General features: G+C 41.9%; 16 protein-coding genes. 10 read left to right on the top strand and 6 right to left on the bottom strand.

What is annotated here, in order from left to right; all coding sequences use genetic code 11:
- Positions 1 to 265: 265 nt before the first annotated feature.
- On the top strand, positions 266 to 1,612 hold the full coding sequence (gene hflX / locus GFB47_RS16045) for a GTPase HflX (RefSeq protein WP_153448965.1): 1,347 nt from the start codon (positions 266 to 268) through the stop codon (positions 1,610 to 1,612).
- A 116-nt stretch (positions 1,613 to 1,728) separates the two neighbouring features.
- On the opposite strand, the gene GFB47_RS16040 is transcribed toward hflX, so the two are convergent.
- Together GFB47_RS16040 and yddG are read right to left on the bottom strand one after the other, a co-directional pair.
- A complete protein-coding gene (locus GFB47_RS16040) occupies positions 1,729 to 1,893 on the bottom strand; it encodes a CCGSCS motif protein (protein WP_153448964.1) in 165 nt (54 codons plus the stop codon).
- Between the two features lie 120 nt (positions 1,894 to 2,013).
- Complete coding sequence (gene yddG, locus GFB47_RS16035) at positions 2,014 to 2,949, bottom strand: aromatic amino acid DMT transporter YddG (protein WP_153448963.1); 936 nt, start codon at positions 2,947 to 2,949, stop codon at positions 2,014 to 2,016.
- 342 nt (positions 2,950 to 3,291) lie between these two features.
- Between yddG and GFB47_RS16030 the strand changes: the two genes are divergently transcribed.
- Both GFB47_RS16030 and GFB47_RS16025 read left to right on the top strand, forming a co-directional pair.
- Positions 3,292 to 3,891 (top strand): MarC family protein, encoded by a 600-nt coding sequence (locus GFB47_RS16030; RefSeq protein ID WP_153448962.1) that lies wholly within the window; start codon positions 3,292 to 3,294, stop codon positions 3,889 to 3,891.
- 128 nt (positions 3,892 to 4,019) lie between these two features.
- Positions 4,020 to 4,580, top strand: a complete 561-nt coding sequence (locus tag GFB47_RS16025; RefSeq protein ID WP_153448961.1) for a sugar O-acetyltransferase — start codon at positions 4,020 to 4,022, stop codon at positions 4,578 to 4,580.
- A 3-nt stretch (positions 4,581 to 4,583) separates the two neighbouring features.
- On the opposite strand, the gene GFB47_RS16020 is transcribed toward GFB47_RS16025, so the two are convergent.
- Positions 4,584 to 6,287 (bottom strand): RluA family pseudouridine synthase, encoded by a 1,704-nt coding sequence (locus GFB47_RS16020; protein ID WP_153448960.1) that lies wholly within the window; start codon positions 6,285 to 6,287, stop codon positions 4,584 to 4,586.
- A 129-nt stretch (positions 6,288 to 6,416) separates the two neighbouring features.
- On the opposite strand from GFB47_RS16020, the gene GFB47_RS16015 reads away from it, so the two are divergent.
- A complete protein-coding gene (locus GFB47_RS16015) occupies positions 6,417 to 6,986 on the top strand; it encodes a hypothetical protein (RefSeq protein WP_225874334.1) in 570 nt (189 codons plus the stop codon).
- 21 nt (positions 6,987 to 7,007) lie between these two features.
- Here the strand turns inward: GFB47_RS16015 and GFB47_RS16010 are convergent, their stop codons facing one another.
- On the bottom strand, positions 7,008 to 7,595 hold the full coding sequence (locus tag GFB47_RS16010) for a hypothetical protein (protein ID WP_153448959.1): 588 nt from the start codon (positions 7,593 to 7,595) through the stop codon (positions 7,008 to 7,010).
- A gap of 347 nt (positions 7,596 to 7,942) precedes the next feature.
- Between GFB47_RS16010 and yiaY the strand changes: the two genes are divergently transcribed.
- From yiaY to urtE, 6 genes are all read left to right on the top strand, one after another.
- On the top strand, positions 7,943 to 9,091 hold the full coding sequence (gene yiaY, locus GFB47_RS16005) for an L-threonine dehydrogenase (protein ID WP_153449049.1): 1,149 nt from the start codon (positions 7,943 to 7,945) through the stop codon (positions 9,089 to 9,091).
- Positions 9,092 to 9,540: 449 nt separating this feature from the next.
- Positions 9,541 to 10,875: an urea ABC transporter substrate-binding protein gene (gene urtA / locus GFB47_RS16000; protein ID WP_218619102.1), complete on the top strand. Its 1,335-nt coding sequence runs from the start codon at positions 9,541 to 9,543 to the stop codon at positions 10,873 to 10,875.
- A gap of 180 nt (positions 10,876 to 11,055) precedes the next feature.
- Positions 11,056 to 12,642 carry an urea ABC transporter permease subunit UrtB gene (urtB, locus tag GFB47_RS15995; protein WP_225874363.1) on the top strand — a complete coding sequence of 529 codons (1,587 nt, stop codon included), beginning with the start codon at positions 11,056 to 11,058 and terminating at the stop codon, positions 12,640 to 12,642.
- 9 nt (positions 12,643 to 12,651) lie between these two features.
- A complete protein-coding gene (gene urtC / locus GFB47_RS15990; protein WP_153448958.1) occupies positions 12,652 to 13,881 on the top strand; it encodes an urea ABC transporter permease subunit UrtC in 1,230 nt (409 codons plus the stop codon).
- Entirely contained in the window at positions 13,878 to 14,741 is an 864-nt protein-coding gene (gene urtD / locus GFB47_RS15985) for an urea ABC transporter ATP-binding protein UrtD (RefSeq protein ID WP_153448957.1), read from the top strand. The genes urtC and urtD overlap by 4 nt, the downstream gene beginning before the upstream one ends.
- A 2-nt stretch (positions 14,742 to 14,743) precedes the next feature.
- Positions 14,744 to 15,439, top strand: a complete 696-nt coding sequence (gene urtE, locus GFB47_RS15980) for an urea ABC transporter ATP-binding subunit UrtE (RefSeq protein ID WP_153448956.1) — start codon at positions 14,744 to 14,746, stop codon at positions 15,437 to 15,439.
- 55 nt (positions 15,440 to 15,494) lie between these two features.
- On the opposite strand, the gene GFB47_RS15975 is transcribed toward urtE, so the two are convergent.
- On the bottom strand, positions 15,495 to 16,814 hold the full coding sequence (locus tag GFB47_RS15975) for a type II toxin-antitoxin system HipA family toxin (protein ID WP_153448955.1): 1,320 nt from the start codon (positions 16,812 to 16,814) through the stop codon (positions 15,495 to 15,497).
- A complete protein-coding gene (gene hipB / locus GFB47_RS15970) occupies positions 16,814 to 17,056 on the bottom strand; it encodes a type II toxin-antitoxin system antitoxin HipB (protein ID WP_153448954.1) in 243 nt (80 codons plus the stop codon). Before hipB ends, GFB47_RS15975 begins: the two co-directional genes overlap by 1 nt.
- Positions 17,057 to 17,269 lie beyond the last annotated feature (213 nt).

Here is a 17,269-nt window from a genome sequence, read left to right as displayed (position 1 = left end):
CCGGCGAGTATACGCACTTTTTGTCCTAGCGGCTAAAGTTTCGATGATGAGGTAGACTTCTTTATCAGGAATCGCGGAATGTTAATCGTTATTGTGAGCATGAGATTGATTTTATCGTTTGGTTCTCACTTTTAATATCAATGGTTTAATCGCCTATAAATAAATAGTCACGCCTTGCTGTATCAAGCTTAGCCATAACAGCGTAGGATCACATTACTTTCGATAACACTAGGTTTGCACTGTTAGGTGCACGAATATCAAAATTATGAAGTTAACGGCAAAACCATCACTGAATCATGCATTACTTATTTCTATCTGCACACCGCAATTTAAAGGTGAAGAAGCAGCGGAATCGTTGGCAGAACTGGGCCGCTTAGTCACGACTTTGGGCTTTAAAGTGGTTGGTACGCAGTCACAAATGCAACGTTCAAATCAAAGACAAAATGTATTAGGTGAGGGAAAACTGGCTGAAATTGCTCATCTCACGGGTAATAAAGGTGAGATGGAAGACGATGAAGATGAATTTGGCGAAGTACTGCTGGATGAATCGTCTTGGGATGAGCTCCCGAGTGAAGATCTGCCTTTTGCGTGCGCTGATGTGGTGGTGTTTGACTGTGATTTAAGCCCATCACAACTGCGTAATGTTGAGAATCAGCTCGGGGTTGAAGTGTATGATCGTACTGGCATTATTATTGAAATCTTCAGCCGTCATGCTCGGACTCGAACCGCGCGACTACAAGTTGAAATTGCACGCCTTAACTATGTTGCCCCTCGCTTGCGAGAATCGACCATTGGCAATAAAGAACGCCAAATGGGTAAAGGCGCGGGTGAAACCACGCTTGAGCTGGACCGCCGTAAAGTACGCGATCAATTAGCCGAACTTAGACGCGAGTTAGTCAGCGTTCAAGCCGAACTAAAAGGGCGTCGTCGTCAACGTTCAGAATTATTTTGTGTCGCGTTAGTGGGTTACACCAATGCCGGTAAATCTTCGATGATGCGAGCGCTTACTGGCAGTGAAGTGTTAGTCGAAAATAAATTGTTCGCCACTTTAGACACCACAGTGCGAGCCTTGTCTCCAGAAACCCAACCGCGCATATTAGTGTCAGATACGGTGGGTTTTATTAAGAAACTGCCGCATGATCTTGTGGCATCATTTCACTCAACCTTGGCCGAAGCGCATGATGCGTCATTATTGCTGTATGTGGTGGATGCGTCAGATGCTACATTCCGCCTGCAACTTGATGTGGTGCATGAAGTACTAGCCGAAGTAGGTGTGGACGATATCAAGAAATTATTGGTCTTGAATAAATCTGATCAATTGAGCTTTGAGCAACAACAAGCATTAATGGAAGAATTCCCTGATGCGATGATGACTTCAACGCGCGATCCGCTGGATGTGGCGAAACTGCATCAATATATTGTGGATGTAGCGGAACACGAAATGATTGAAGAAGAAGTTATCGTGCCCTATACCGCGAAAGGCATTATGGGTGAAATTCGCTCGAGCATGAGTGTTACTAAAGAAGAATATGAATATGACCATATTAAGCTGACGGTGCGCTCTAATCCGATTGAACTGGCGCGATTGAAAAAGCGAATGTTGAAGTTATAGCGATATAGATGAATACTTAAAAAGCCCAGAAGTTTAAGGGATCACTTCACACATTGCTGAGCGGGCTTTTATGTATTTGGGGTTGCTCTAATCAGTCGGGCTTAGCAGAGAAGATCTTACGAGCAAGAACCGCAACAAACACCAGGTTCGCCATGTTTCTTGGCTTTCTTTTCAGTGCTTTCAGCAGACTGAGCTTCATTTGCTGTTGGTTGCTGTACTAATTTCGCATCTTCTGCTTTCGCGTCGTCTTTTTTGAAAATTTTAGTAAATGAAAGTGCCATGTTGATTCCTGTTTATAAGTTGCATTTGAGATGTATCTTATAGGGCGTTTTTATTATCGTCAATACTAAGTTGGGTGTTTTTTAGTCAGATTGGCTTGAGGCTTTGTTTTTAATCGATATTTATTCTGAGGGTTTGACGGCGGTGTGCTTATTTTCTGGTTGTGGCGTTTTCGAGCGCGTTACGATAAAGCAAATAAGAGATCCTAACGTTACCAGGAATACGCCTTGCCAAAATGAGCCACCCAGAGAAATCGATAAGTAAAACGAAGCAAACAAAGTAGAGAAGACTGGTGTGAAATAGGACAGTGTTCCCAAAAGAATAATATTGCCGCCGATCATCGCCTGATTCCACAAAGCATAACCCGTTCCGATCACAATGCCTGAAAGAAGTAATATCAGCGTAGAGTGTGGAGTGAAGTGAAAACTGGGCTCATGACTAAAAGCATATTTTACCCATAATGTTATCGCGGTGGCGGCAAAAAACAGGGCAATTGCATTTTTACCATTGCTGATCCTAGTGGTGATCACACAATAAAAAGCCCAAATGATGGCGGCAGAAAATGCCATAAGATAAGTAATAGGGTTATCAGCAATATTATGCATTAAAGTTTCAAGTGAAAGCCCTTGGTCACCGGATATGCACCAAGCCACGCCAGAAAAGGCTAATAAGATGCTCGGATAAACTAAGATATTGACCTTATTTTTGCTCAATATTACAGAAAATAGAATGGTTAACGCTGGCCATAAGTAATTGATAATCGCCATTTCCATCGCTTGATGGCGGCTATTAGCCAAACCAAGCGACAATGCCAAGCAGACTTCATAGGCGACAAACAAGGTACCTCCAATGATTAAATAGCGCTTCGGATAATGTTTGATTTTTGGTATGCCCATCACCAACATCAAAAAAATCGCACTCACGCTATACATCAAAGCCGCGCCACCCGTTGGGCCAAACAACTCAGATAAATCACGAATAAAAGCGGTAACGCAGCTCCACAGTAAAATGGCGGCAATCCCAAAAAAGGTGTACTTGTTGTTGGTGAGAAAAGTCATAAATAACCTGTTAGCATGATTGTCATTAACCGATCTTTGACTCTATCGTTAATGAGCAAGGATGCAATACTTTAGGTCTGCCATTTTTACCTCAAAAGATCCTAGGCTGCACTGAGATTGCATTATTGGTTGGACAAAGTGATACACAAATCTCGCGGTATGATACGACTGCTATTCATGCGATAGCCGGTGTGGGGTGAGCGTTGTGAGATGATTAATTGAATGCTAACAGATTAAAATACCATCATTTTTTATTAGAACTCAATCTGGTTAAGGCTTAGAATTAAATAAGATAAATCCAATAAGCATGGCAAATAACACCATAGGTATAACAACGACTCGATGAAAGAATTTATTCAAGCAACCCTGACTATCCTTGCGCTGGTCAACCCTGCCATTTGTGCGCAGATGTTTAATGAATGCACCAGTAATCTCAACAAAGAGCAAAAATTTAAAGAGGCGTTTAAAACCGTTGTAACTATCGGTATTGTCTTACTACTGGCAGCCTTTGGTGGCACTTCATTACTGCATGTGTTTGGTATTTCATTACAAGCATTTTCTTGTGCGGGTGGTGGTATTTTAGTGTGGATCGGCGCGGGTATGATTAAATCGGCGCAATCTAAAAATCAAGATCTAGAAGAACATCCAAGCGCAGGTTCAGTTGCACCACTCATTTTATTTGCGGCTAGCCCTGGCACGATTACTGGGGTTATTACCGTCGCGGCCAGTCATTCTTCGTTAGGTATTCCATTAACAGCAATGATTGGTGTTGGCGCGACTTTGCTGGTGTTGGCGCTAGTTTTCGTACTTTCTATCCAGTCTTCTGGTGACAATAAAGAACCGACCACCGCTCGAAAAATGATCACTAGTTATATGGGGGTGATTGTGATTGCGATGGGGGTGCAATTTATTCTGTCAGGCGTGAAAACCTTTATGTTTTAAGAGCGAATATGTTTTAAGAGTGAATAGGTTTTAAGAGTGAATAGGTTTTAAGAGTGAATAGGTTTTAAATACCTATCTGCTTTAAGTGCCAATCTGTTTTATGTAAAAGAATTGCAATGGAAGTACGGATGACTGAATTTGAAAAAATGCTGGCAGGACAAGACTTTGATGGCTTAGATGCCAGCATTGCTGATGTCCGAGAGAAGACCTCAAAATTAAAGCTAAGGCTTAATCAATCTATCACTATGCAAGATCAGCATGATATTTTAAAAGAGATGCTAGGTAGCATTGGTGAGCAAAGTATTATCTCTCCCCCTTTTTGCTGTGAATTTGGTAAAAGCATATTTGTTGGTGAAAATACGTTTATTAATATGAATGTCGTGATGTTGGATAATGCCTCGATCACCATTGGTGATCATGTGTTAATCGCTCCTAGCGTGCAGTTTTATACTGCCAGTCACTCTATGGATTATCGCAGCCGACATCGTTGGGAGACGTTCAGTAAACCGATTGTGGTGGAAGATGATGTCTGGATTGGTGGCAATACGGTGATCAATCAAGGCGTCACCATTGGTGCTCGCTCAGTGATAGCCGCCAATTCGGTAGTGAATCAAGATGTACCACCAGATTGTTTGTATGGTGGCACACCCGCGAGATTGATCCGCAAACTTGATGGGGTTGAGGATTAATATTTAAAACTCAGCTTCAACCTCAAATACCATTCTTTGTTTGGTATAAGGATGATCAAAAGCCAATTGCTGTGCGTGTAAGTGTAGTCGATTGGCTTTTTTTCCATATAAGTCATCACCTAAAATTGGCAGGTTTAAACCATCAATATGGGCGCAATGCACTCGCAATTGATGAGTACGTCCAGTTTTAGGGTAGAGGTACACCTTGCTGCGAACTTGGTTATCGCTCGAGTTACTCACTTGATGCTCTATTAATTCCCAATGGGTATCTGCCGCTTTACCATGTTCATGACACACCATTTGTCTTGGCCTATCCTCTAAATCGCCACGCAGTGGAAGGGTGATATTGCCACTTGTTTGCGAAACTTTTCCTTCGAGTAATGCCACGTAACGCTTTTCTACCCCACGAGTAATAAACTGTTTTTGTAAGCTTTTATTAGCGCGACGGGTGAGAGCAAACACCAATAAACCCGAGGTCGACATATCCAAACGATGCAATACAAACAAACCTTCAGCGTCGCTAAATTGTTGTTGCAGTCGCGTCGATACCGAGTCTTTGACATTAACCCCTGGCACCGATAAAAACTCAGCCGGTTTATTGACCACCACAATCGCGTCATCTTGATAAACGATCTCAATTTCTTTGCCTTCTGCATGATTTTTAAGAAGTGGATTATCATCTAATTCAATCCCTTTTAACATGTGTGCTAAAATTGGCTGGCACTTACTTTGGCATGATGGATAGAACTTTTTATGCTGACGAATTTCTGATTTTGGCGACACTCCCCACCAAAATTCCGCCATCGAAATTGGAGTGTAATGATGCTCAAAGGCGTAGTGTAACAGTTTGGGCGCAGCGCATTCCCCAGAACCCGCGGGTGGCGTGATATCTCCAAAAATATCCAATAACGATTTAGATTGTTGAGCTTGATTTAAAAATCGATATTGCTCAAAAAGGGTATTTTGCAGTGTGGAAGACAGCGTTTTGCGTTGCTGTTTTAACGCCTTGATTTGCGCAGTGTATTGATTGAAGTGCTGTTCACTCTCAGCTATTTGGTGTGCCCAATGTTGTTTTAACTGCTTTTGTTGCGCTTTTTCTGCCACGCTTTGTTTGCCAAGATCGAGCAATATGGCTTCGAATTCAAGTGCTTCTAAATGGCTATCGTTCAAATCGCTTGTTTTTAAATTATGGTGCGCTTGTGCTCGTATGAGTTTTCGTTGTTTTCTGCTCTTGATTATATCTAAGCGCAGCGTTTCTAATTCATTTTGCGCTTGTTGCTGAATATCACTTAACTGTTGTTTCAACTCCGCCAATTTGGGTGCATGTTCTAAGGTTTTAATCTCGGTGTTAATAGTATTGATTGGTGCCGTGCCTTGCAGAAAAAATCCATCATCTTTTAACATATCGAATACCGGAGGCACAAAATGAGGCAGATGATTTTGATCCGCCAGTTTGCCTGAAAACGCGGATAGAAAACCGAGTTCACCTTGTTGATTTTTCACCACCAACACCCCAAACATCTTACCGTCTGATTGAAAATCATATTGCCATTGAGTTTGGGTTAATAAGCGCTGTTGCAACTGTTGTGCCGCGAGTTCTGATAACGGATCGACGTCATAACAAAATGGAAAGGTGAATTTTTCTGGTAAGGTCAAACCATCGCAATGCGGTTGCAAAGAGGTGAAATTTGGATCGATGGTTAGCATGATGGACTCGAATTGATAATAATTGAGCAGGGATTTTACGCGTTTAGATTAAAAATATCACTAAGGATGAGTGATTCGTTTTTTAGGTGTACAATCCCACTATATTCCACATATTTGGCAGAGATAAACGTGACTATTTGGCAGAAAAGAGCATTTATACTTTTATGTGCATTATTTACCTGTGTGGTCGCAAGCACCATTTATTTATGGTACGACTCTCAGCGTGCATTAACCTTTATGGATGGTGGGGTGAAATGGCAATGGGTCGATTATCAACCGCTGCATCATGGCATCCAACAAGCTCGAACGCCGCACTCACACCAACTGGTATATAGGCAGGTTGATATTGATCAGCAATTTTCGGCGTTTGTGAATACCACCAATAATAACTTTATGTTGTTTACTTTTATTAAGCTGATGCCTTGTGATACTCAAATGACTTATCACGCCAAGCTGTCGGTTAACAAGGCGGCGGCAAAAGATGTCACGCTGCATTGTGAAGATAATCAACAGCTTGTATTTAGAATTGCACCGCGTAATTTGCATTACCTTAATCTAACCAATAAAGACTTTGCTTTTAAGTTGGATCATCAAGCGTGGCAGATAGAATTATTGCGTAAAGATGATTTTATGCAGCATAACTATCAGTTTTTCCAAAAACACAGTGATGAAAAAGTCTATCCGTGGTCGCGTGATTAGAGTGTTGCTAGGAGCTAGGGTTTAATCCGTTAGCTTCATCGCTTTTACTTGTTCGCTTAATTTTAGCAGATGGTTGATTGCTTCTAAATGCTGCGGATAGCCACTGAATTCCTGCTGAGTTTGTGGTGTGACTTGATACAAATCATCAGAAATTTTCCAATATAAAATAGAGGTGTACAGCATAGCCGTCAGCGGTTTGTACACTTGCATTTCATAAGCCATCGCAAGGTGTTCTAGCACCTGTTGTTGCTCTGAGTGAGTGATGCTTGCTTTGGCCATAATTGCAATTGCATCATTATAATCTTGGTTTTGGGTCAAACTCACCATTAATGGAACGTTTTGTTCAACAAGTGTAATAAGCGCCGAACGAATTAATGCGAGCCAGTTTTCTTGGCTCAGATCGTGCTCAGCGATATTTTCAAAATCATTTGTTATTTTTTTCTCGACGACTTTCTGTGATTTTTTCAATACCGGTTTGACGGTGTGAAAAGGCAGTTGAAACTCACGGGCTAACTCAACAATTAATGCATGAAAACCGCCATTGGGAAGGTGTAGATTGCTTTTAAAAGTGGCAAGGGCGTTTTCTTGTGGTGTCATTAATTCAGTCATGGATTGGTTCTTTTTAGTTGAGCTTTAAGTGGCACTATTATGACATGCTCGGCTTCGATTTTTATCCTTATCTCGTAAATAACAAGGATAAAGCAGAGATTAAATCAAGGGATCATTAGAAATACTGGTGACGTTACCGTTTGTGATCACATCTCCAGCTTCCGCTGTGTCTATCTTTAGGAAGGCTATCGATAACCTATCTACCACCTAATGGTTACCTGTTTTAGATCAATTTAATCTCTCCGATTTGGGCGCATAGTGATCTTAACTTTTTAATACCCATTTTTTATAATCATTGACGTGACGTATAGGTACCAGAAGGTAACTCACTCACACATTTGGAGAAAATTATGAGCGCATTTTTTATTCCTGCAGTAAACCTTATGGGTGCAGATTGTATTGTTGAAGCCGCAGACGCAGTCGTGGGTTACGGTTTTAAAAAAGGATTGATCGTAACGGATAAAGTTCTCAACAAAATTGGTATGGTTGATCAAGTGGTTAAATTGCTTTCAGAACGCAATATTGAAACCGTTGTTTTCGATGGTACTCAACCAAACCCAACCATTAAAAACGTTGAAGCGGGCTTAGAACTGCTGCAAGCCAACCAATGTGACTTCGTTATTTCTCTTGGTGGTGGCTCGCCACATGATTGCGCTAAAGGTATTGCATTAGTGGCAACCAATGGCGGAAAAATTGCTGATTATGAAGGTTTGGATGTATCTAAAAAGCCACAACTACCGATCATTGCAATTAATACCACTGCGGGTACGGCCTCTGAAATGACGCGTTTTTGTATCATTACGGATGAAGAAACCCATATCAAAATGGCGATCGTGGATAAAAATACCACTCCAATTATGTCGGTTAACGATCCTAAATTGATGCTTGCTATGCCTGCATCTTTAACTGCGGCAACCGGTATGGATGCATTAACTCACGCGGTTGAAGCTTATGTTTCTATTGCAGCAACACCGGTTACTGATGCGGTAGCGATTAAAGCGATGGAGCTTATCCAAGCGAACTTACGCGAAGTGGTTGCCAACGGTGAAAACCTAGAAGCACGTGAGCAAATGGCGTATGCACAATTTATGGCGGGTATGGCGTTTAATAATGCGTCACTTGGTTATGTTCATGCTATGGCGCACCAGTTAGGTGGTTTCTACGACCTACCACACGGCGTGTGTAATGCGGTTTTATTACCTCATGTACAACGTTATAATGCTCAAGTATGCCCAGAGCGTCTACGTGATGTAGCAAAAGCACTTGGCGCCGATGTAGAGCAATTAACACCAGAGCAAGGCGCAGAAAAAGCCATTGAGTTGATCATGCAATTATCTCAAGATGTAAACATCCCAGCAGGTTTAGAGCAATTAGGCGCAAAAGAGCAAGATCTACCAACACTTGCCACCAATGCGCTAAAAGATGCCTGTGGTTTTACTAACCCAAAACAAGGTTCTCATGCCGACATCGTAGAGATCTTTACTCAAGCGATGTAATAATGTGATCGATTGATCGTTTAAATTGAAACCGCCGCAAGTGCAAGCTTGCGGCGGTTTTTTTGTCTTCGAATTTTCTACCCCGCACTCAAACAGTGCGCCGATAGTACCGATTACATCCATCCCGTAATATTTTCGAGTGATATCACTATTTTGGTGATTTAAATGAAATTTATGCACTATTAATGAGCAAATATTAATTACTTTATTTACTGTTTAATGTACAAAACCGTTCTATATATACCCGTCGCACTAGAATCAGCCGCTTTGTTGACTACGTGCACTTACCCCAATCACTTAGGCTAACTAAGCTAATGGGTATTCATTTACTTGCCGGCTCACTGCAACTCCAATTATTTTGGATATAGTTTTATTTTGTTTGGCACATTCTTTGCTTTTGTTAATTATCTCAACAAATGAGGTGTTATTAATCAAGGAGCGATACCGATATGTTAAATCCACATCAAGATCCAACTCTAAATCAAGCTGAAAAGAAAAATAAAACGTTGAAAACTCGTTTAAAAGTACTAGCCAGTGCGGCAGCGATCAGTGCTTGCGCGTTCAGTGTTCAGGCAGCCGAAACGATTAAAGTCGGCGTGCTTCATTCTCTTTCTGGCACCATGGCGATCAGCGAAACCACTTTAAAAGACACCGTATTAATGCTGATTGAAGAACAAAATAAAAAGGGTGGGGTATTAGGTAAGCAACTTGAACCTGTTGTGGTCGATCCTGCTTCTAACTGGCCAATGTATGCAGAAAAAGCACGTGAACTTATCGAAAAAGATAAAGTGGCGGTGACCTTTGGGGGTTGGACTTCGGCATCACGTAAAGCGATGTTGCCGGTATTTGAGCAAGAGAACAGTATCTTGTTTTATCCGGTTCAATATGAAGGGCAAGAGTCGTCGAAAAACATTTATTACACCGGTGCTGCGCCTAACCAACAAGCGATCCCAGCAGTGGATTATTTAATCAATGATCTTGGTGTAAAACGTTTTGTGTTGGCCGGAACCGATTATGTCTATCCTCGCACCACCAATAAAGTGTTAGCCGCTTACCTGAAAAGTAAAGGCGTTGCCGATGCGGATGTGATGGTGAATTACACCCCATTTGGTCATTCCGATTGGCAATCTATTGTATCTAACATTAAAAAGTTCGGTGCAGAAGGTAAAAAAACCGCTGTAGTTTCAACCATTAATGGTGATGCGAACGTTCCATTTTATAAAGAACTAGCAGCGCAAGGTGTCTCTTCAGAAGATATTCCTGTGATTGCGTTTTCGGTAGGTGAGGAAGAATTGTCTGGTATGGATACCTCGGCACTGGTTGGTCACTTAGCGGCATGGAACTACTTTATGAGTGTTGATTCAGAAGCTAACGAAAGCTTCATTCAAACTTGGCATAAGTATATTAAAGATGACAAACGCGTCACTAACGATCCAATGGAAGCGACTTATATTGGCTTTAATTTATGGGTGAAAGCGGTCGAAAAAGCCGGCACTACCGATACCGATAAAGTCAGCGCGGCAATCATTGGCTTATCGGTTCCGAACCTAACTGGCGGCACTGCGACGATGCTGGCTAACCATCATATTACCAAACCAGTCTTGATTGGCGAAATCCAAGATGACGGTCAATTTGATGTGGTATGGGAAACTGAAAAAGAAGTGAAAGGTGATGCATGGTCCGACTTCTTACCAAGTTCCGCTGATTTGGTTTCAGACTGGACCGCTCCTATTTCATGCGGAAGTTACAACACGAAAACTAAAGCGTGTTTAGGTGCTGAATAATACCTTTTGATATTGATATTGAAGTTGCAGTCTTGTTGGCTGCAACTTCTCATAAAGGTTAAAGCAGGTTTTACAAGGACGTATCACGTGAAAAAATTAATAATAACGATCACAACCTTTTTATTGTTCACCTTTGCTCAGGGTGTGTTCGCCACTGCCTCTATTGCTAATGACAGCAAGATTGATAGTCAAAATATTCAATCTTTAGAACAAATAAACACGGCTTTGCTGTCTAAAAAAAGCAGCATTAGAAAAGATGCAATTGAATGGTTAGCGCAATCAAATGATCCAGAGCAAGCAAAATCGATCCTACGCCCATGGTTGGCGGGTGATTTGTATTCTCGTAAAACGGATGGGGTATTATTTGTTAGCACAGATTTTGCCAAAGGTAAGCAAGCTCAAACGCTATTCCCAAACGATGTAACGGATCCAAGCAACTCAGTCACAACACAAGGCAGTGTGGTTATTGAGAATAAGCGTCATTTTTCCAAAGTTAGGACTAATAACTCATTACGATCTTTGATCCGTGATGTGTTAGATCGTATGGATATCAGCGCCAGCGATCCTAAAGTGCGTTTAACGGCAACCAATAACTTATTAGGCAATAAATCCGACAAAGTCATCGCTAAAATGCAAACGCAGCTTGCGGTAGAAACAGACAAACAAGTTCGACACGCATTAGAATTAGGTTTAGCAATTAATCAAGTATTGACCAGTACTAACGCAGCAGAACAAATTGATGCGATTGAAATCATTGAACAATCGAAACAACCGCAAGTGTATAGCACGCTAACTCAAGTGATAAACAGTGATGCAGAAGCCAAGGTAATTAAAGCGGCGCAATTGGGTTTAAACCAATATAAGCAAAGCCAAACCATTAACGGTGGAATTGAGACGTTATTCTTTGGTTTGAGTTTAGGTTCCGTTTTAGTGTTGGCTGGGATTGGTTTAGCGATCACTTTTGGAGTGATGGGCGTGATCAACATGGCGCATGGCGAGTTGATCATGATCGGCGCATACACCACTTATGTCATACAACAATTAATGCCAAATAATATTGGTGCGGCTTTGTTGTTGTCGATCCCTGCAGCCTTTATAGTCTCTGGTTTAGTGGGTATTTTAATTGAACGTACAGTGATCCGTCGTTTATATGGCCGACCACTCGAAACATTATTAGCCACTTTTGGTATCAGTTTGATTTTACAGCAAGCGGTTCGCAGTATTTTCTCTCCTTTAAACCGCTCCGTCAGTACCCCCGATTGGATGTCGGGAGCATTAAGCATCAACCCGATGTTATCGCTTACCTATAACCGCCTCTACATTATCATTTTCTGTTTTATGGTGTTTTTAGCCCTTGTCGCGGTATTAAAGAAAACCCCATTAGGTTTACAAGTTCGCGCTGTTTCGCAAAACCGTGCTATGGCGCGTGCAATGGGGGTTCGCTCGGAACGTGTGGATGCCATGACGTTTGGATTGGGATCGGGGATTGCAGGTGTTGCAGGTGTTGCCTTGTCTCAACTGACGAACGTGGGACCGAATATGGGACAAAATTACATCATTGATTCCTTTATGGTGGTGGTGTTTGGTGGTGTCGGAAATTTATGGGGAACCTTAGTCGCAGGGTTAAGTTTAGGTTTATTCAATAAGATCTTAGAGCCGTGGGCAGGGGCAGTATTAGCCAAAATTTTAGTGTTGGTATTTATTATTCTCTTTATCCAAAAGCGGCCGAAAGGTTTATTTCCACAACGTGGCCGCGCGGCAGAATAAGGAGGATTTATGACTAGTAATATCTCATTGACAAACACAACAACTCAACCCTCTGTCGATCATTTAGCGACCAATGGCGCTTCAACGTTTACTGCTCGCCGTTCGTTTATTGCGTCTGATAAAGGCGGCAAGATCACGATTATATTCTTGCTCGCATTAGCAATCGTAGTGCCCTTTCTGAATTTAGTGGTACCAGAAGGAAACCTCTTTCATATCAGCTCATTTACCGTGACTCAAATGGGGAAATATCTTTCGTATGCCTTAGTGGCATTAGCGGTAGATTTGATCTGGGGTTATCTCGGCATTTTGAGCTTAGGGCATGGGGCATTTTTTGCGCTTGGTGGCTATGCGATGGGAATGTATTTAACGCGCGAAATTGGCGAGCGCGGTGTGTATGGCAACCCAATATTACCCGATTTTATGGTGTCATTAAACTGGCAAGAATTGCCTTGGTTTTGGCATGGTTTCGATCACTTTGGTTATGCCGCCATTATGGTGATGTTAGTACCTGGTGTATTGGCTTTCGTGTTCGGCTTTTTAGCTTTTCGTTCCCGTGTGTCGGGCGTGTATTTATCCATCATGACGCAAGCACTTACTTACGCATTGATGCTGGCTTTCTCTCGTAATGAAATGGGATTTGGCAGTAGCAGTGGCTTAACTGGCTTTAAAGATGTTGTTGGTTTTAGCTTGCAACAAGATGGTACAAAAGTCGGTTTACTAGTGGTGACGATTGGCGCGTTGATCATCGGTTATATGATTTGTCGTTTAGTCATTTCAAGCCGCTTAGGTCGAGTCTCTATGGCGATCCGAGATGCTGAATTACGTACACGTTTTACCGGTTACGATGTTGACAGCATTAAATTGTGGATATTCGTGCTATCGGCGGTGCTTGCTGGCATTGCAGGGGCGTTGTATGTCACCCAAGCCGGCAGTACTAGCGCCGCGCAATTTGCTCCGATTAACTCAATCGAGATCGTGGTGTGGGTAGCGTTAGGCGGTCGAGCAACCTTATTTGGTGCTATCGTCGGTGCATTGTTGATCAACTACGCTAAGAGTTGGTTCACAGTGGAATTTCCCGAAATATGGTTATTCGCATTAGGCGGCATTTTCGTGCTTTCTACTATGTGTCTACCTAAAGGGGTAATGGGCGCATTGTCGGAACGTTGGGCCAATAAATCGACATCCAATTCAGAACCAAAACAACAAGCTAAAACAGAGAATAGCGAGGTGGCATCATGAGCGCATTAGGATCGGTATCTAGCCCGTTAAAGCGTGTTGGTGAAGGGTTTGGTAATTTTACTCGTCGAGATCAAGTGTTTGATTTTTTAAAACCCGTTGAACACCCAATGATCGACACTCGTCATAATATCATGCTGTATATGGAAGGCGTGTCGGTGTCTTTTGATGGATTTAAAGCGATTAATGATTTGAATATGTACATCAAAGAAGGCGAACTGCGTTGTATCATCGGCCCAAATGGCGCAGGGAAAACCACTATGATGGACATCATCACAGGTAAAACTCGCCCCGATCAAGGCCAGGTATGGTTAGGTTCGAAAACCAATTTACTGACCATGAATGAAGCGCAAATTGCCAACGCGGGTATTGGACGAAAATTCCAAAAGCCCACTGTTTTTGAAAGCCTGACCGTATGGAATAATTTGGAACTTGCAATGACAGGTGCGCGCACAGCGTGGTCGACTTTTCGCGCTAAATTAAATGGTGAGCAAAGTGATGAAATTGATGGCGTGTTATCGCTTATTGGTTTAGAAAACTGCCGAAACTTATTAGCGGGTGCCTTATCTCATGGTCAAAAGCAATGGTTAGAAATTGGCATGTTATTAATGCAAAAACCTAAGCTATTGCTGGTGGATGAGCCGGTTGCTGGTATGACTCACCAAGAAATGGATCGTACTGCTGAACTGCTTAAATCGCTATCGGGGAAACATTCGGTGGTGGTGGTGGAGCATGATATGGAGTTTGTACGTTCTATTGCCGACCAAGTTACGGTACTGCACCAAGGGCATGTATTAGCGGAAGGGAATATGGATCAGATCCAAGCGCATCCGGAAGTGAAAAAAGTCTACTTAGGAGAATAGGAATGTTGCAAGTACAAGGCGTAAACCAATTTTACGGCGAAAGCCACATCCTCTGGGATCTCGATGTAGACATCGAAAAAGGAAAATGCACCGTATTAATGGGGCGTAATGGGGTCGGGAAAACCACCTTACTGCAATGCATTATGGGGTTAAACCCAATTAAGAGTGGTGACATCATTTTTAATGGCAACAGCATAGTGAAGCAATCGACCGAGAAACGTCCACACATCGGCATTGGTTATGTTCCACAAGGTCGTCAAATTTTCCCGATGCTCACTGTACAAGAAAATCTCGAAATTGGTTTGCCTATCCGTAAGCGTGGTGATCGTAAAATCCCTGAATTTATCTTCGAGATCTTCCCTGTGTTAAAAGAGATGCTCCATCGTCGAGGCGGAGATTTATCTGGTGGTCAACAACAACAACTCGCCATCGGCAGAGCTTTGGTTGTCGAACCCGATCTATTGATCTTAGATGAACCAACCGAAGGGATTCAGCCTAATATAGTTCAAGAAATTGGCGACATTATTCGTATGCTCAATGACAAACATGGCTTAACGGTATTGCTAGTGGAACAAAAGCTCCCATTCGCCCGTCGAGTTGGTCATAACTTTTGTCTACTCGACCGAGGAAAAGCCGTCGCCAAGGGAGAAATGGGCGATTTAAATGAACAACTGATAAAAGAGCATTTGACGGTTTAAGCAGACCAACTAGCTTCAATTTGGGAGGGCTGTTGCTTTATTCTTGCATTTAGTTTTATTTAATATTTCTTAAATTGAGTTTTTCGAGCATTTTTAATGAATTTACAACGATTGCATCGGTAATATGTTGTGGAAATCCTTGCGGTAATGCTTGTACGACATGCTCTATGGCTTTTGGGTATGCTGTCATCATTTCATCTAAAATAGCCTGCATGCGGTGTGGATCAAAGCCAACCTCTTTTGCAGTATCTAAAAAATGACGAGGGTAAATTTTATTTAATGGATATTTTTTACCTTTGGTCGCTTTAAGTCCCATCGCCAATTTTAATGCGCGAATGTTTAGCCCTGCTCCATTAAGTACTGGGTAGGCCGATAATATGTCGTAAAATGGAGTTAAGTGATAAGTCCCTTTGGTGTTGATGAATATTGAGAAATTTTTCGCATGGCCATCGGTTGCTCCTATGATCCATTGGAAAACTTGGAAGCGCATAAAGGTGTCGCGATCTTGTAGAGAGTGGCTAGAGCCCATTAATAATTGCATGATGGCTGTGATCCCAGGACCACCATCCGATTCATACTTTATGGCTGAAGGTAGGCCGAATGCTTGACACATATCTTCTTGAGGAAGTCTTAATAACCATGTTTTATCTTTAGACCAACGACGATCAAATCGTTCTACTGCAAGGGCTTTTATATTCTCAACTTGAAGGATTTCAACTGTGGGTACTTGGAATCCGAGAGCTTGAGCCAGTTGTAAGCACAGATATTCATTTTCCACGCTATCTGTCATATCGAGTACCGCATTGGGTTGCTGTATTTTTCCAATTGGTAATTTAATGATATGCGTGGTGGGTGTCGCCGCTTGGGGGATACACCATTGATCGTTTATTTTTAACAGTGCCGTTTTTTCTTGTGCACCTGCCACTGAAATTCGAAAATCCGCTTGATCTTCTAACATGCCTAGTGGGATGTTGGATTGATAGGCGCTTAATACTTGCTTTAATCTTGTTTGGCTGAGTACTTCATAATTAAGTTGTTTGGGGTGCGGAGTTTCATTATTGGTTAATAAGGATATTGCACCAACACTGTCTTTGCCGACTTCTTTTAATAGATCAAAGGTTTGTAATGACTTTGCTTGGTAGCGAGCGACAATTCGAGCGCGGATCTCTGGTAAATCCGGCAACAAATTATCAAAGTAATTGATCACGCTGTCGGTAGTTATTTTTGGGTATTGCAGTGGAAGAGATAAGGATAATGGCCGGCCTAATGAACTCTCAATCCAAGTTTTATCATATTGAAATTGATGAGCACCATTAGTGAGTTTAATCAATTCACCAACCCGTTCTCCATTCATATAAGCGATTAAGGATGCCATTACCATTCCTCATCGGTAACTGCTACTGTAGATAGCTGTTTCTTATGAAGTTCAAAGTCGACTTCTAACGCTTGAATGATCTTAAATACTGTTTGGAGTTGGGTAGTTTCAGGGTGAGTTTCAAAACTCGATAGCGTTGATTGCTTGATACCTACTTTTTTAGCCAGTTCACTCTGAGTAAGATCTCGTTGGGTTCTGATCAGTTTTAACTGGTTGGCTAATTGTTTTGGATTATAGATCATGACGTCACCCTATGATGTGAGAAACAAACATTTTGACTATAGTTTTTTGCTAGAGATTCTAATGAGATTAATTCATTCTATATCCCCTAGGTGGGATAAGCAAGGTTTTATCCCCTATCGCGATATTGGCGTCTTTATCCTCACTAGGGGATATGGTTTCGACGTAATCAAGCTTAGTGTCAATTGAGTCTATTTGATAAAAGGAATCTTAAT

This window comes from Vibrio algicola (assembly GCF_009601765.2).
Lineage (GTDB): Bacteria > Pseudomonadota > Gammaproteobacteria > Enterobacterales > Vibrionaceae > Vibrio > Vibrio algicola.
The sequence above is the reverse complement of the archived record's forward strand: the minus strand, read 5'-3'. Positions and strand labels throughout refer to the sequence as shown.